The 15,322-nt window shown below is 70.8% G+C and carries 14 protein-coding genes; 7 read left to right on the top strand and 7 right to left on the bottom strand.

Features of this window, described 5'->3' with window-relative positions; all coding sequences use genetic code 11:
- Positions 1-12 precede the first annotated feature (12 nt).
- Positions 13-1,509, top strand: a complete 1,497-nt coding sequence (locus tag AB0J58_RS15365; RefSeq protein ID WP_343967306.1) for a carboxyl transferase domain-containing protein — start codon at positions 13-15, stop codon at positions 1,507-1,509.
- A gap of 73 nt (positions 1,510-1,582) precedes the next feature.
- Here AB0J58_RS15365 and AB0J58_RS15360 read toward each other — a convergent pair whose 3' ends face one another.
- From AB0J58_RS15360 to AB0J58_RS15340, 5 genes are all read right to left on the bottom strand, one after another.
- The gene (locus AB0J58_RS15360) at positions 1,583-2,014 is read right to left on the bottom strand and encodes a hypothetical protein (RefSeq protein WP_364215429.1); all 432 of its coding nucleotides are present in this window, start codon (positions 2,012-2,014) and stop codon (positions 1,583-1,585) included.
- Entirely contained in the window at positions 2,011-2,472 is a 462-nt protein-coding gene (locus AB0J58_RS15355; protein ID WP_245651881.1) for a hypothetical protein, read from the bottom strand. Before AB0J58_RS15355 ends, AB0J58_RS15360 begins: the two co-directional genes overlap by 4 nt.
- Before the next feature lie 10 nt (positions 2,473-2,482).
- Positions 2,483-3,277 (bottom strand): carbon-nitrogen hydrolase family protein, encoded by a 795-nt coding sequence (locus AB0J58_RS15350; protein WP_364215426.1) that lies wholly within the window; start codon positions 3,275-3,277, stop codon positions 2,483-2,485.
- Positions 3,274-4,221, bottom strand: coding sequence for a DUF418 domain-containing protein (locus AB0J58_RS15345; RefSeq protein WP_364215423.1), 948 nt, complete (start codon positions 4,219-4,221; stop codon positions 3,274-3,276). Before AB0J58_RS15345 ends, AB0J58_RS15350 begins: the two co-directional genes overlap by 4 nt.
- Positions 4,222-4,296: 75 nt before the next feature.
- Positions 4,297-5,310, bottom strand: coding sequence for a LacI family DNA-binding transcriptional regulator (locus AB0J58_RS15340; RefSeq protein ID WP_364215420.1), 1,014 nt, complete (start codon positions 5,308-5,310; stop codon positions 4,297-4,299).
- A 277-nt stretch (positions 5,311-5,587) separates the two neighbouring features.
- Here AB0J58_RS15340 and AB0J58_RS15335 point away from each other — a divergent pair, with 277 nt between their 5' ends.
- From AB0J58_RS15335 to AB0J58_RS15310, 6 genes are all read left to right on the top strand, one after another.
- Positions 5,588-6,871, top strand: a complete 1,284-nt coding sequence (locus tag AB0J58_RS15335) for an ABC transporter substrate-binding protein (protein WP_364215418.1) — start codon at positions 5,588-5,590, stop codon at positions 6,869-6,871.
- Positions 6,872-7,027: 156 nt separating this feature from the next.
- Positions 7,028-7,981 carry a sugar ABC transporter permease gene (locus AB0J58_RS15330; protein ID WP_364215415.1) on the top strand — a complete coding sequence of 318 codons (954 nt, stop codon included), beginning with the start codon at positions 7,028-7,030 and terminating at the stop codon, positions 7,979-7,981.
- Positions 7,982-7,984: 3 nt separating this feature from the next.
- Entirely contained in the window at positions 7,985-8,875 is an 891-nt protein-coding gene (locus AB0J58_RS15325) for a carbohydrate ABC transporter permease (RefSeq protein ID WP_364215412.1), read from the top strand.
- Positions 8,872-10,269, top strand: coding sequence for a GH1 family beta-glucosidase (locus AB0J58_RS15320; protein ID WP_364215409.1), 1,398 nt, complete (start codon positions 8,872-8,874; stop codon positions 10,267-10,269). Before AB0J58_RS15325 ends, AB0J58_RS15320 begins: the two co-directional genes overlap by 4 nt.
- 220 nt (positions 10,270-10,489) lie before the next feature.
- Positions 10,490-10,618 (top strand): hypothetical protein, encoded by a 129-nt coding sequence (locus AB0J58_RS15315; RefSeq protein WP_364215406.1) that lies wholly within the window; start codon positions 10,490-10,492, stop codon positions 10,616-10,618.
- On the top strand, positions 10,615-10,998 hold the full coding sequence (locus AB0J58_RS15310) for a type II toxin-antitoxin system death-on-curing family toxin (RefSeq protein ID WP_364215403.1): 384 nt from the start codon (positions 10,615-10,617) through the stop codon (positions 10,996-10,998). The genes AB0J58_RS15315 and AB0J58_RS15310 overlap by 4 nt, the downstream gene beginning before the upstream one ends.
- Before the next feature lie 132 nt (positions 10,999-11,130).
- On the opposite strand, the gene AB0J58_RS15305 is transcribed toward AB0J58_RS15310, so the two are convergent.
- Both AB0J58_RS15305 and AB0J58_RS15300 read right to left on the bottom strand, forming a co-directional pair.
- Positions 11,131-11,973 carry an SWIM zinc finger family protein gene (locus tag AB0J58_RS15305; RefSeq protein WP_364215400.1) on the bottom strand — a complete coding sequence of 281 codons (843 nt, stop codon included), beginning with the start codon at positions 11,971-11,973 and terminating at the stop codon, positions 11,131-11,133.
- A gap of 136 nt (positions 11,974-12,109) precedes the next feature.
- Complete coding sequence (locus tag AB0J58_RS15300) at positions 12,110-15,244, bottom strand: SNF2-related protein (RefSeq protein ID WP_364215602.1); 3,135 nt, start codon at positions 15,242-15,244, stop codon at positions 12,110-12,112.
- Between the last annotated feature and the right edge of the window lie 78 nt (positions 15,245-15,322).

The raw sequence follows: 15,322 nt of genomic DNA, 5'->3' as shown, positions 1-15,322 counted from the left end.
CGGAGCGCGGATATGAGCCAGGCGCGACCCGACGCGCGGACCCTGATCGACACCTTCCTGGACCCCGGGACCTGGCTCTCGTGGGACGAGCCGCCCGCCGATCCCTCCCTGCCCGGCTCGGGGTACGCCGAGGAACTGGCCGCGATCCGGGCCAGGACGGGATACGACGAGGCGGTGGTCTCCGGGGAGGGCCTGCTCGACGGGCGCCGGGTGGCGATCGTCGCGTGCGAGTTCTCCTTCCTGGCCGGCTCGATCGGGGTGGCCGCCGCCGAACGGCTCACCGCCGCGATCGAGCGGGCCACCGCCGAGCGGCTCCCGCTGCTGGCGGCCCCCGCCTCGGGCGGCACCCGGATGCAGGAGGGCGCGGTGGCCTTCGTCCAGATGGTGAAGGTCACCGCCGCCGTGGCCGCGCACCGCGCCGCGGGCCTGCCGTACGTCGTCTACCTGCGCCATCCCACCACCGGTGGGGTCTTCGCCTCCTGGGGCTCGCTGGGGCACGTCACCGCGGCCGAGCCGGGCGCGCTGATCGGGTTTCTGGGGCCGAGGGTGTTCGAGGCGCTGCACGGCTACCCGTTTCCCGAGGGTGTCCAGGTCGCCGAGAACCTCTTCGCCCACGGTCTGGTCGACGCCGTGGTGTCGGCTGAGGACGCCCGGCGGGTCGCCACGCGGGTGCTCGCCGTGCTGTGCGCCCCCCGTGAGGGGCTGGATCCGGGTCCCGAGCCGGACGAGTGGATCCCGGTGGTCCAGGCGTGGGACGCGATCAGCCGCTCCCGCCGCGACGACCGCCCCGGTGTGCGGGCGCTGCTCAAGCTCGGAGCCGCCGAGGCCACCCCGCTCAACGGCACCGGTGTGGGCGAGCACGACCCCGGGCTGATCCTCGCCCTGGCCAGGTTCGGAGAGGTCCCCGCGGTCGTGCTCGGCCAGGACCGGCGGGGCCAGCGGATCGACGCCCCGCTCGGCCCGGCCGGGCTCCGGGTCGCCAGGAGGGGGATGCGCCTGGCCTCCGAGCTGGGGTTGCCGCTGGTCACCGTGATCGACACCGCCGGGGCCGCGCTCTCCAGGGCGGCGGAGGAGGGCGGCCTGGCAGCCGAGATCGCCCACTCCGTGGCCGACCTGGTGATGCTCGACGCCCCGACCGTCTGCCTGCTGCTGGGGGAGGGCGCGGGCGGCGCCGCCCTCGCGCTGCTCCCCGCCGACCGGGTGCTCTGCGCCCAGCACGGCTGGCTGTCGCCGCTCTCCCCGGAGGGGGCGTCGGCGCTGCTGTACCGGAGTGTCGACTTCGCCCCGGAGATCGCCGAGGCCCAGGGGGTGAGATCCACGGACCTGCGCCGGGACGGCCTCGTCGACCGGATCATCCCGGAGTTCCCCGACGCCGCCTACGAGCCGGAGGCGTTCTGCCGCCGGGTCTCGCGGGCACTGGAGTACGAGATCGCGACCCTGCTGGGGCAGCCCCCCGCGGACCGCCTCGCAGCCAGGCTCTCCCGCTACCGCCGGCTCGGCGTGGGCTGAGCGGGCGGCGGCGGGCCTCCGGGCCTGACAGTCACCTGGGAGCCCTCAGGCGGGCGTCAGGCGCGCGGGGAGGTCACGGCTCCGAGATCGCCGGGGTGAGCGAGACCGGCAGGCGCTCGATCCGTACGGAGAAGACCTCGTCGCGGGGGACGACCACCTCGTACGCCCCGTGGTCGACCATCCAGTAGCCCAGGGCCTCGGCCTTCATCCCGCTGTGCCCGGTGTAGGCGATGTGCAGGCTCTCCTCGCCGTTCTCCTCGGAGACGTCGAGGACCAGGCAGGGCTCGCCGCCGAACGCCCCGACGGTGCGGACCAGCACCAGCCAGTCGAGGTCCTCGCGCGCGACGACCAGCCGCCAGTAGCCGGAGGCCGCCTCGAAGCCCTTCTGGGCCTCCTCGTTGAACAGCACCACCTCGGTGGCACCCGGACCGAGGGCGGCGGCGTACGTCCGGCCGGAGTAGTGGGCGGCGAACCCCGAGGCGACCGGCTCGATCTCGGCGCTCATGAGGCGGGCCGCCAGCTCAGGCCGTCGTAGCGGCCGAAGAGGCGCTCCTCGCCGTCGGTCACGTGGATGATCTCGGCCCCGGCGGGGATCGGCATGGGCGTGGTGTGGAACTGCGGCACGACGTGATCCCGCGAGGTGGTGAAGCCGTTCCCGGCGAAGGGCGGTGAATCGTTCCAGTCACCGCCCATGTGCGGGCCGTATGGCACGACGTAGGCGTCCATGTCGCGGGCGTACCAGCGCATCAGATAGATCTCCGGGACGGTGGCGGTCAGTTCCGAGCCGTCGAACCCCAGGTCGAGACCGGCGAAGAGCTGAGCGGGGGTGGTCAGCCGCGCGCAGTCCTGAACCCGGTACACGTACCCGGAGATCACGGTGCGTCTGCCGGCCAGATAGGGCACGAGCAGCCGAGGCGGTATGACCTTCTGCATCTGCGTTCTACGCCCAGGTGGATCACTCACGGTCGGCATTTTACGATCCACCGGCCCGGAGTCGCCGGTGTTCCAGGCACGGCAGGGCATTCCGGGTGGCAATCGTGATCTGGGAGTCGAATTCGCATATCTGTACGCCGGGTCCGGGGCCCATATCGGTACGTACCACCCCCATTGGATCGACCAGCATGCTCCGGCCGATCCCGAAGTTGTCGCGGGCCTCCGGATTAGGGGCCTGACCCACGGCCGCGACCCAGGTGGTGTTCTCGATCGCCCGGGCCCTGACGAGGGTGGTCCAGTGCTCCTCCTTCATCGGCCCGGAACCCCACGCGGCGATCACCGCGAACAGTTCGGCCCCGGCGTCCACCAGGGCCCGGGTCAGTTCGGGGAAACGGATGTCGTAGCAGGTGACCAGGCCCACCCGGAGCCCGGCCAGCTCCACCACGACCGGCGTGTCGCCCGGCGCGACCAGCTCGGACTCGCGGGCGCCGAAGGAGTCGAAGAGGTGGATCTTCCGGTAGGCCGCCTCGATCGAGCCGGTGGGGCCGATGGCGACCGCGGTGTTGTGGACCCGGTGATCACCGGGCTCGAACACCCCCGCGATCACCGAAAGACCGTGCTCCCGTGCGGCTTCGGCCAGCCCGGTGACGAACGGTCCGTCCAGCGGCTGGGCGAGGTCGGTGATTCTCCTGCCGTACCGGGTGAGCGTGGCCTCCGGGAGGATCGCCAGCTCGGCGCCGCCCGCGGCGGCCTCGCCGAGGGCCGTGCGGGCACGGTCGAGGTTGGCGGCGGGGTCTTCCGAGACCGGGATCTGGCAGAGGGCGATGCGCGTCACGGGTGTGACCCTATCCGTCGGTTCGGCACTCGTTCCATCCACGTGAGGCTCCGCCACGCCCATTCCAGTGGTCCGTACCTGAATCTGGCCAGCCACGCCCGGCTGAACAGCACCTGAAGCGCCAGGACGGCGACCGAGAGCGCCACACCGGCCAGCCGGGTCGCATCGGAGGTGAGCAGTGGCAGGAAGAGCAGGATGACCGGTGTGCTCATCAGGTAGTTGGTCAGCGCCATCCGGCCGAGCGGCGCCAGGGCCGCCAGCAGCGGGTCACGCAGCCGGGTCCGCAGCAGAAGCAGCAGCCCGGTGCAGTAGGCCGTGGCGGCGGCGAGCCCGGCGGCCGGGTAGACGGCCCGGTCGAAGAGGACGGGATCGCCCGCGATGCGTACCCAGAGCCAGGTGAGCGCCACACCCAGCACCACGCTCGCCGCGAACGCGAACGGCAGCAGCCACTCGGGCGGCGGTCGCTCCATCATGGCCATGCCCAGCACGAACAGCCCGGGGATGAGGATCACCCCGCCGCCCTGGTGTACCGCCCAGGCGGTGAGGGCGACGCCCAGCAGCACCACCGCGGGCTGCGGGAAGAACGAGGCGGGCAGCAGGACCAGCGCCCCGAAGATCGCGTACGGCAGGAGCACCTCGCCGGGGTTGACGATCTGGTGGAGCGCGCCCAGGGCCGCGAGCACCGCCAGCCTGCGCAGCAGCACGGCCCGGGGGCTCTCGGTCCGCTCGGCCGCCGAGCGGAGGAAGAGGACGAAGCTCAGCCCGAACAGGAAGGAGAAGATCGGGTAGAACCTGCTCTGCAGCAGATTGTCGATCGCCCAGTCGACCGCGTTCTGGCCCGGGTTCTTCAGGTGGTCGCGGGTGTGCTGCCAGGTGTTGACCAGCATGATCCCGCACACCGCGAAGCCGCGGAGCGCGTCGAGCTCGTGGAATCGTCGGGTCACAGGAAATAGACGTATCACCCCATAATCAACTATGCATAGATGACCCCATCCGTGACCCCGCCCGGGTGCCCGGAGTCACGGACGCGGGGCCGTCGTGCCCCGGACGACCAGGGTGGTGGGCAGCACACTGGGTGCGGGCGACGCGGCGGCAGGGGCGTCGATCATGGAGATCAGGGCGGTGGCGGCGGCCGCGCCGAACCCGGCCTTGTCCTGAGCGACGGTGGTCAGGCCGGGCTGGAGCAGCGCCGCCGGTTCGATGTCGTCGAAGCCGACCACCGCGATGTCCTCGGGGACCTTGAGCCCGGCCTCGGTGATGGCGCGGATGGCGCCGATCGCCATCTCGTCGCCGGCGGCGAAGACGGCGTCGGGGCACTCGTCGAGCGCGAGCAGGCGCCGCATCGCCGAGTACCCCCCCGCCAGGTAGAAGTCGCCCTCGACGACGTACTCCTCGCGCGCGGGCAGGCCGAGCGCGGCGAGCGCGTCACGGTATCCGGTGAGCCGCTCGGTGCCGGGGCGGGTGCGGCCGGGACCGGCGATCGTCGCGATGGCCCGCCTGCCCTGCTCGTGCAGATGGTTCACCGCGAGGCGCGCGCCCCCCGCGTTGTCGGAGATGACGTACGTCGTCCGGGGGCCGGTGGCCGGGCGGTCCAGTGAGATACAGGGCACGTCGGACTCCGCGAGCCGGATGAGGGCGGGGTCTCGGGTGCCGTTGTCGATGAACACCACGCCGTCGAGATTGTGTCTTCTCGCGGCGCGGAGATGGCCGTCCTCCTCGTCGCTCGTGGCGAGCATCAGAAGGTGATATCCCCGCGCGCTCAGCGCGGTTTTCAGGCCGATGAGTATTTCCTGGAGAAAGGGGTGGCGCCAGCCGGGGCGCCGATGGTCGGTGTCCCAGATGAGGCCGACCATGTACGACTTCTTCGTGGCGAGGGTCCGCGCGGACTCGTTCGGCAGGTAGCCGATGCGCGCGGCGACGCGCAGGATGTTGTCACGGGTTTCCTGGGTCACCACCTCGGGGTTGTTGAACACGCGGGAGACTGTCGCCACCGACACGCCGCACTGGCGGGCCAGGTCTCTGATCGTTGCCACGACCGTACGGTATCGCACCTCTGTAACCGGTTTCATGTAACCGGTTACAGGGGAAGGTAACCCCCGACCCCGACCCCGTCAACCCTTTCCCGAATTCGTAATCCCCGGATCGTTCCGATTTCCAGGTCGTCGCTGGAAATCGTTTCGAGTTATGTTTCCGTGACTTGACAGAGAGGTTTCACGTTATGTGAAATCTGGTCACCGCTCGTTGCCCGCGGTCGCGTACGCCTCGCATCTCTGGGACCTTCCCCGCTCCTGTCAGGAAGAAGGAATCCCTGTGTTCTCGGAAAAGTTGCGCGTCATCGCGGCGATCGCGGCCGCCGGAGTGCTCGCCGCCGGCTGCGCTTCCCAGCAAGGTGACCCCTCCACGGCCGCCTCGGGCGACGAGAAGATCACGTTGACCCTCAACCTCTTCGGCAACATGGGTTTCAAGGAGCTCTATACCGAATACGAGGCCGCCCACCCGAACATCAAGATCGTGGAGCGTACCTCCGCCTATAACGACCACCACCGCAATCTCGCCGCGCACCTGGCCACCGGGCAGGGCGCAGCCGACATCGAGGGGATCGACACCGGCTTCATCGCCCGGTTCCGCGAGCAACCCCAGCACTTCGTCGACCTCAACCAGCACGGCGCCGAGCAGCTCAAGGCCCGCTGGCTGCCGTGGAAGTGGGAGGCGTCCGTCGCCAAGACCGGCGCGCAGATCGGCTACGGCACCGACGTCGGCGGCCTGGCCATGTGCTACCGTCGCGATCTGTTCGAGAAGGCCGGCCTGCCCACCGACCGTGACGAGGTCTCCAAGCTCTGGCCCGACTGGGCCTCGTACTTGGAGGCGGGCAAGAAGTACACCGCGACCAAGCCGGAGGGCGCCGCGTTCTTCGACGGGGCCGCGCAGATCTTCAACGCGATCGTCGGCCAGGCCGCCGTCGGTTACTACGACACCTCCGACAACGTCGTGGTCGCGAGCAATCCCGAGGTGCGCGAGGCCTACGACCAGGTGCTGCGGGCCGTGGCCGACGGCCAGTCGGCCAAGCTCGTCGGCAGCTCCCCGGCGTGGAACACCGGATTCGCCAAGAGCCAGTTCGCCACGATCGCCTGCCCCGCCTGGATGCTCGCCAAGATCCAGGACCAGGCCAAGGAGTTCGCCGGCAAGTGGGACGTGGCCGCGATCCCCGGCGGCGGCGGAAACTGGGGCGGCTCCTACCTGACCGTCCCGGCCCAGGGCGAGCACGCCAAGGAGGCCGTCGAGCTGATCGCCTGGCTCACCGCGCCCGAGCAGCAGATCAAGGTGTTCGGCAAGCACGGCATCCTGCCGTCCACGGTGGAGACCTACGAGAAGCCTGAGGTCACCGGGCTGAAGCACGAGTTCTTCAACGACGCTCCGATCGGCAAGATCTTCACCACCGCGGCACTCAACCTGAAGCCGCAGTACCAGGGCCCGCGCGCCGGCGACATCCAGACCGCCATCCGGGACGCGATCAACCGCGTCGAGGAGGGCAAGCAGAACGGCGACCAGGCCTGGCAGCAGATGCTCACCGATGTCGAGCGCATCAACAAATGAGCCGGGACGCCGGCGGGCGGTCAGGGCTCGCCGGCGCTTCCCTCCCAGGGCGCACGCCTTCCCCCGGAGCGGCTCTCCCCTCGAGTAGGGGAGGCCGCCAGGGCCGCCCGCCCGTGACGAGACCCCCGAGTCCCTGCGACTGGAACGAGACCACCGATGACCTCCGCCGCCACGCGGCCACGGCCTTCCCCCGTCGCCGGGCGGCCACGGCGCCGCCTCGCCTACACGCTCGATGTCAAGGGCTCGCCGTACCTCTACATCGCGCCCTTCTTCCTGCTGTTCGGCGTGTTCGGTGCCTTCCCGCTGCTCTACACCGCCTACGTCTCGATGACGGACTGGAACCTGCTGGAGTCGACCAGGCAGTGGGTGGGGGCGGAGAACTACGTCGCGCTGATCCAGGACGGGTACTTCTGGAACGCGCTGTTCAACACGGTCAGCATCTGGCTACTGTCGACGATCCCGCAGTTGCTGGTGGCCCTGGTCGTCGCGCACATGCTCAACCGCAGCCTGCGCGCCAGGACGTTCTTCCGGATGGGAGTGCTGCTCCCCAACGTCACCTCGATCGTCGCGGTCACCATCATCTTCGCCCAGCTCTTCGGCCGTGACTTCGGCGCGGTCAACTGGGCGCTGGGCCTGTTCGGGTTCAGCCCCGTCGACTGGCAGGCCGGAACGCTCAGCTCGCACATCGCGATCTCGCTGATCGTCATCTGGCGGTGGACCGGGTACAACGCCCTCATCTACCTGGCGGCCATGCAGGCGGTTCCCAACCACCTCTACGAGGCCGCCACCATCGACGGGGCCGGCCAGTGGACCCAGTTCTGGCGGATCACCATCCCGATGCTCCGGCCGACGATCATCTTCACCGGCGTCGTCTCCACCATCGGCGGTTTCCAGATCATCGCCGAGCCGCTGCTCTTCCAGGCAGGGACCGGCAACCCGACGGGCGGTTCCGACCGGCAGTTCCAGACGGTCGGGCTCTACCTCTACGAGCAGGGCTTCGGCCTCTACGAGTTCGGCTACGCCTCGGCGGTCGCCTGGACGCTCTGCCTGATCATCGTGGTCATGGCGCTCGTCAACTTCTCCATCACCCGACGGATCAAGAGCGGCTGACCCATGGCGACCATCACCTCTCCCTCCCCGCCCCGGGCGGACGCCCCGCGCCCGCCCGGACCGCGCCGTGCCAGGCCGCCGCGCTCGGCGGGGTTCTGGACCTACGCGGCGCTCGTCGCGTTCCTGCTCGGCTCGCTGTTCCCGGTCTACTGGTCGCTCGTCGTGGCCTCGCAGAGCAACGACGCGATCGCCAAGGTGCCCCCCGTGCTGGTGCCGGGCGGCCACCTGTTCGACAACATCGCCAGGGTCTTCGACACCACGGCCTTCGGGCAGGCCCTGTTCAACTCCTTCCTGGTGTCGGGCACCGTCACCGTCTCGGTGGTCCTCTTCTCCACGCTGGCGGGGTTCGCCTTCGCCAAGCTCCGCTTCCGGGGACGCGGCGGCCTACTGGTGGCGGCGATCGCCACCACGACGGTCCCGCACCAGCTCGGCATCATCCCGCTCTACATCCTCATGGGCGAGCTGGGCTGGACCGGGCGAATCGAGGCGGTGATCGTCCCCGGCCTGGTGACGGCGTTCGGCGTGTTCTTCATGACGCAGTACCTCTCCGGCGCGGTGCCCGACGAGCTGCTGGAGGCCGGTCGGATGGACGGCTGCACCACGATCCGGCTGTTCTGGCACGTGGTGCTGCCCGCCGCCCGGCCCGCCGCGGCGGTACTGGGGCTGTTCACCTTCATGCAGGCCTGGAACGACTTCTTCTGGCCACTGGTGGTGCTGACCCCGGAGAACCCGACGGTCCAGGTCGCGCTCTCCAGCCTGGCCAGCGGCTACACGACCGACTTCGCACTAGTGCTGACCGGTGCCGTGATCGCGACCATCCCCATGGTGGTCGTGTTCGCGCTCCTCGGCCGGCAGATCATCGGAGGCATCATGTCAGGGGCGATCAAGGGATGACGACGACCGAAGAGCGCGTCCCCGGAGCCGGGGCCTTCCCCGCCGGTTTCGTCTGGGGAGTGGCCACCTCCGCGTACCAGATCGAGGGGGCCGTCGACGCCGACGGCCGGGGCCCGTCGATCTGGGACGTCTTCTGCCGTGTCCCGGGGGCGGTGGCGGCGGGGGAGTCGGGCGACCCCGCCTGTGACCACTACCGTCGCTGGCCCGAGGACGTGGAGCTCCTCGCCGGCCTCGGCGTTGGCGCCTACCGACTCTCGGTGGCCTGGCCGAGGGTGTTCCCCGACGGGGGCGGCCGCGTCGAGCGGCGCGGTCTCGACTTCTACCGCCGCCTGATCGACGGGCTTCGCGAGCGGGACATCACGCCGTTCGTCACGCTCTACCACTGGGACCTGCCCCAGGCGCTGGAGGAACGCGGCGGGTGGCGGGTGCGCGACACCGCCGAGCGTTTCGCCGACTACGCCGCCACGGTGCACGAGGCCCTGGACGGGGTGCCGTACTGGACCACGCTGAACGAGCCATACTGCTCCTCGATCACCGGGTACGCCGAGGGCCGCCACGCGCCCGGTGCCCATGAGGGGCACGGAGCCCTGGCCTCGGCGCACCACCTGCTCGTCGGGCACGGCCTGGCATGCGCCCGACTGCGGGAGAACGCCAGGCCCGGTGAGCAGGTCGGCGTCACGCTCAACATGTCGCCCGGCGTGCCCGCGAGCCCGTCGGCCGAGGACGCCGCGGCGGCCCGCCGGATGGACCTGATGGTCAACCGGCAGTTCACCGAGCCGTTGCTGGGCGGCGCCTACCCGGCGGACATGGCCGAGGTCTACGGGGAGATCAGCGACTTCTCCTTCCGCCGTGACGGTGATCTGGAGCTCATCTCGGCGCCGCTGGACTTCCTCGGGGTGAACTACTACTACCCGATTCACGCGGCCGCGGCCCCGTACGTCCAGCCCGATCCGGCGCTCCGCTCCGCCTACGACATCGGCGTGCGCACGGTCATGCCGGACGGGCCGGGGACCAGCGGGCTCGGCTGGCGGATCGAGCCGCGTGGCCTGTGGGACACCCTCACCGGGCTCGCCGCCCGCTTCAGCGGACTGCCGCCGGTCTTCGTCACCGAGAACGGCTACGGCGACTACGGCGACCTCGACGACACCGGTCGCATCGCCTACCTGCGCGAGCACCTGGCCGCCACCGGGGCCGCCATCGCCGAGGGAGTGGACGTGCGCGGCTACTTCTGCTGGTCGCTGCTCGACAACTTCGAATGGGCCAGGGGCTACGCCGCCCGTTTCGGCCTGGTGCACGTCGACTACGCCACCCAGGCCCGCACCCCCAAGGCCAGCTACCGCTGGTACCGGGACATCATCTCGGGGTCCTCCGGAGGTGCGGCTCTTTCCGGATGACCCCGGCCCGCTGACCGGCTGGGCCGGGGAGGCGAGGTCCTTGCCGGGGGCCGTCCGGTAAAACGATTTGCCACTCTGGGTAACGACTCTTATCCTCTCGGTTATGGTATCGCGGTGATACCAGGTTCGCCGTACAGTGGGAGGCATGGCTATGACATTGCGACTCTCTGACGAACAGACCGAGGCTCTCCGGCGACGCGCGGAGAGGGAGGGGCGGAGCATGCAGCAAGTCGCATTGCACGCCATCGACGACTATCTCGCCAGAGTCGCCGATGACGATCTCACCGATGATCTCGCTGCGAGAGGGGCCGAGCGTTTTGCCGATCTCCTGAGAAGGCTTGGCGAGTGACGCTATTCATCACCTTGGAGCAGGGGCTCCGGATCGCACGAAAGGCTGTCGGCGCGCCGATCCAGGTGCGTGACCTGGGTCTTCTGGAGGCGGCACTGTTCCGTCCTCGGACATCGGTGTTCGGACAGGACGCCTATCCAGATTTATTCACCAAGGCTGCGGCGTTGTTGCATTCGGTCATTTCCAGCCATCCATTCGTCGATGGAAACAAGCGGGCGGCTTGGCTCACGATGTATGTCTTCTGTGCCAAGAACGGCGTCATGATCGAACCCGCCGACGAGGACGAGGCCTACGACTTCGTCATCGCCGTCGCGTCCGGCAAGCTCACCGAGGTCGACGAGATCGCCGAGGTGCTGCGGAGCTTCGCGGTAACCGGTTGAGGCGGGTTCACCACCGTCGCCGATCGGCGACGCCCCACCGGCCGGGCGCGCCCGGCCTCCGTCCCGCCTCGGGAAAGTGCCGCAGAATTCTCCCGCCCGTCAGCGGTGGGGCGACCGGTGACCGGCGCCGGGTCAGCTGTCGTCGCCGTCGGCGAAGGTCCGGTAGGCGGGGCGGAGGAGGTCCAGGATCGGGATGTGCCGGGCCTTGACCTGTGGCGGGTCGAGGGTGCGCAGCAGCAGGTCGGGCGGAGGAGCGGGGAGACCGGTACGGTCGCGGAGCCGGGCCGCGGAGACGCTCGGCTCGTAGAAGGAGGCCAGCCGGTCGGCGAACGGCGCGTCGTCCACGTCGAACAGCCCGGGTCCGCGCTCGCCGGAGCCGGTCGCGGTGCCGCCCGCCTCGCGGAGGGCGTCGAGCAGGGCGTCCCTGGCGATGCCCCGCCAGGCCAGCACCAGGAACGGGTCGTCGTCGAACCTCTCGGCCAGCACGTACAGCACGGCGGACAGATGTTTGCAGGGGAAGCCCCGGTCGGGACACGAGCAGGTCATGTCCAGGCCGTCGGCGCCGGGGAAGAGCGGCAGGCGGCAGGCGCGGAAGACGTCCTCGATCTCCGGCGGCGTCTCACCGGCGAGCAGCTTGGCCCGGTAGAGGGCCTGGGCGGCCAGCGCGTCGGTGAGCTCACGCCACTGGTCCGCCCGGTAGGAGGTGATCCGGATCTCGACCAGGTACGGGGTGCGCCGAGACCCCTGGACCCGGGCCGTGACCAGCCCCGGCCCGAGTTCCGTGTCGAGGACCTGGCCGGAGCGGGCGTACGAGCGGCCCCGGCCGAGCCTGCCCGGGTCGCAGACGCCTTCGAGGACGTCGATGAACCGGCGCGACCACCACCGCTCGCCGATCGAGCCCCGCTTGCTGCGGACCCGGATGCCGCCCTCGACCCGGATCGGCACGGACGGCTCGAACCAGCCGCTCCTGCTCATGACGCCTCCTGGTGGACCCGTATCGGAAAATGCCCGTGGGTTCGCCGCCGGGGAAGGTCGTATCCGTCGATCCGCTCGCCTGTGCGGCGGCCTCCGTCGGTTCGCCGCTCAAGGCCATGTCCGCTGGTTCGCTCACTCATGAGACGGCCTCCGGCCCGAGGCGGAACAGCTCGTGCAGCCGGTCGGTGGACAGGCCGGTGATCCAGTCCTCGCCGGTGCCGACGACGCTCTCGGCGAGCGCCTGCTTGCGCTCGATCATCTCGTCGATCCTCTCCTCCAGGGTGCCGACGCAGATGAACTTCCTGACCTGCACGTTCCTGGTCTGGCCGATTCGGAACGCCCGGTCGGTCGCCTGGTTCTCCACGGCGGGATTCCACCACCGGTCCACATGGATGACATGGTTGGCCGCGGTCAGGTTGAGCCCGGTGCCCGCCGCCTTGAGCGAGAGCAGGAAGAGCATCGGCTCGTCGTCGTCCTGGAACCGCTCCACCAGCGCGTCCCGCTGTCTCTTCGGCAGCCCGCCGTGCAGCCAGAGCACCGGACGGTCCAGATGCGCCGAGAGGTACGGCTGGAGCAGCGTGCCGAACTCGGCGTACTGGGTGAAGACCAGAGCCTTGTCACCCTCGCCGACGATCTCCTCCGCCAGTTCCTCCAGCCGGGCCAGCTTCCCCGACCGGCCGGACAGCCGCGAGTTGTCCTTGAGCAGGTGCGCCGGGTGGTTGCAGACCTGCTTGAGCTTCAGCATGGTCGCGAGCACGTTGCCGCGCCGCTCGATGCCCTCGCTGCCGGCGATCCTGTCCATCATGTCGGTGACCACCGCCTGGTAGAGGGTGGCCTGTTCGGGGGTCAGGGTGCACCAGACCTTCATCTCCATCTTGTCCGGCAGGTCGGAGATGATGGTCTTGTCGGTCTTGAGGCGCCGGAGTACGAACGGCCCGGTGGCACGCCGGAGCGCGGCGGTCGCGGTGGCGTCGCCGTTCCGCTCGATCGGCTCCTGGTAGCGCTCCCGGAACGCCCTGGCCGAACCGAGCAGGCCGGGGTTGCAGAACTCCATCAGGGACCAGAGCTCGGCCAGGTGGTTCTCGACCGGCGTGCCGGTCAGCGCGAACCTGCTCCTGGCCGGCAGCGCCCGTACGGCCTGTGCCTGCCTGGCGGCGCTGTTCTTGATGGCCTGCGCCTCGTCGCAGACGACCCTGGCCCAGGAGAGGCCGGCCAGCGTCTCACGGTCCCGCAGGGCGGTGCCGTACGTGGTGAGGACCAGGTCCGCCCGCTCCAGCCGCAGGGCGAGTTCCGCCCCGCGCAGCCGGGCGGTGCCGTGGTGCAGGTAGACCTCCAGCGAGGGGGCGAACCTGGCGGCCTCCTTCTGCCAGTTGCTGAGCAGCGACATCGGGCAGACCAGCAGGGTCGGCCCCGGCCGCACACCCGTCGCGCGCTCGTTGAGCAGCAGGGAGAGGGTCTGCGCGGTCTTTCCCAGGCCCATGTCGTCGGCGAGGATGCCGCCGAGCCCGATCTCGGACATGAAGCTGAGCCAGGACAGCCCGCGCTCCTGGTACGGCCTGAGCACACCCTGGAAGTCGGCCGGAGTCGTGATCGGCACGAGGCGGCGGTCGGCCTCGCCGGACAGCAGGTCGCCGAGGAGGCCGTCGGCGTCCACCGTGACGACCGGCAACTCGTCGTCGCCGCCGTGGATGACCTCCTGGATCACCTCGCCGACGGTCATCTCACCCGACCGGCGCCGCTCGACGGCTCTGAGCGCGGCGGTGAGCTGCCGGTCGTCCAGCTCGACCCAGCGGCCCCGCACCCGGACCAGCGGCACCTTGAGCCTGGCCAGCTCGGCCAGTTCCTCCTCGCTGATCGTCTCGTCGCCGATCGCCAGGTCCATCCGGAAGTCCACCAGCTGCCGCAGCCCGAAATCCCGGTCGGCCGCCGCGCCGGGACCGGTCGGCTGCGAGCGGGCGGTGAGCTTGAGGCCGAGCCTCGTGGTGCCGGCCCAGGCGGGCAGTTGCACGCCGAACCCGGCGGCCTGCAGGAGCGGGGCGGCCTGGCGGAGGAAGGCGAACGCGCCCGCCGTGTCGAGGACCAGCTCGGCGGGGCGGCGGCCGCGCAGCGCGTCTCCCACCCTGGGGTAAAGACGTGCCGCCCGGCCGAGCCCGGCGAGCAGCGCCTCGTCGGGGCGTCCCGGCAGGCCGGGGGCGGTCTCGCCGGCCCAGATGAGCGGTGCGGGGAGGTAGAGGCTCGGGTCGTCCGACGACTGGAGGGCGAACTCCAGCCGCCAGCGGGAGCCGTCCGGCGGCGGCGCCGGACGGCCGCCGTACTCCGCGACGAGGTCGCGGGCGGGCTCGGGCTCGGGACCGCCCTCGGGCTCGGTCAGCCGGAAGCACACCCTGACCGGCCCGTCGAGCCGGTGCGCGGAGTCGAACCACTCCCGGAGCGGCTCGGCCAGCTTCTCCGCCGAGGCCCGGGTCAGCCCGGGAAGCGCGGCGTCCGCACCGGTGAGGGCGACCATCCAGCGGTCCGGGAGAGGAGCGCGCGGTCCCGGCCGGTGCCCGCCGAGCAGGCGGTCGGGGATCGCCCGCCGCACCGCGGCGTCGGCCAGGCAGGCCACGGCCTCGATCAGCACGTGGGCCGAGGGGCGCTCCTCGGCGACGGCCCGGCAGACGGGCGGCATCGCGGCGGCCAGCTCACGGAAGCGGGTCGCGTAGGGGCCGGTCAGCACGGGACGCCACCGGGCCGCGTGGCCCGCGTCCTCGGCGACGAGCTGTGGCAGCACCCGGCCCCGGCGGATCAGGTCGCGGGCGTACGCCGCGACGACGGCGAGGTAGCGCAGGGACGCGCCCGGGATCGGCGCCCGGTCCGCTCCGTCGGGGAGCTCGTCGGGTTCGTACGCTCCCGCCGGGAGACGGGTCATCTCGTCCACGGCGTCGAGCAGGCTCAGTGCCGCGCCGGGCTCGATCAGCAGGGCGGGCACCCGCCAGGAGCCGATCCTCGGCTGCCGCGCGCCGATCTCGATCCCGGACTCGGCGGAGGGCAGCGGGCTCCGTGCGGAGCCGGGCAGCAGCAGGACGAGCTCGTCGGCGACGGCCTCGCCCACGGACGCCGCCGGGGTCTCTCCCCAGAGCGACACCCCGTCCGCCATGCCCGCCGCCGGGGCCGCGAACGGATGCGGACGGGCCTTGGCCCTCGCCCGGGAGGCGATCCCCGCGGAAGCACCCGGGTCCTCCCCCCACAGCGCCAGCCTGTCACCGACCCAGGCCCCATGGACGACCAGCACCGCCAAGCCCCCTCCTCGCGCCACGAAAGACCGTAACAGCTGCGGCGCGGACGGGTGGCCGGTGTGGTCTCGCGCACC

This window comes from Streptosporangium sp. NPDC049644, assembly GCF_040675205.1.
In the GTDB taxonomy this organism is placed as follows: domain Bacteria; phylum Actinomycetota; class Actinomycetes; order Streptosporangiales; family Streptosporangiaceae; genus Streptosporangium; species Streptosporangium fukuiense.
This window is presented reverse-complemented; position numbering and strand designations above follow the sequence as displayed.

Bases quoted from the DNA above. Each gene is read 5' to 3' on its own strand.
- AB0J58_RS15365 (WP_343967306.1), top strand. From the start codon at position 13: ATGAGCCAGGCGCGACCCGACGCGCGGACCCTGATCGACACCTTCCTG.
- AB0J58_RS15360 (WP_364215429.1), bottom strand. From the start codon at position 2,014: ATGAGCGCCGAGATCGAGCCGGTCGCCTCGGGGTTCGCCGCCCACTAC.
- AB0J58_RS15330 (WP_364215415.1), top strand. From the start codon at position 7,028: ATGACCTCCGCCGCCACGCGGCCACGGCCTTCCCCCGTCGCCGGGCGG.
- AB0J58_RS15325 (WP_364215412.1), top strand. From the start codon at position 7,985: ATGGCGACCATCACCTCTCCCTCCCCGCCCCGGGCGGACGCCCCGCGC.
- AB0J58_RS15320 (WP_364215409.1), top strand. From the start codon at position 8,872: ATGACGACGACCGAAGAGCGCGTCCCCGGAGCCGGGGCCTTCCCCGCC.
- AB0J58_RS15315 (WP_364215406.1), top strand. From the start codon at position 10,490: ATGCAGCAAGTCGCATTGCACGCCATCGACGACTATCTCGCCAGAGTC.
- AB0J58_RS15305 (WP_364215400.1), bottom strand. From the start codon at position 11,973: ATGAGCAGGAGCGGCTGGTTCGAGCCGTCCGTGCCGATCCGGGTCGAG.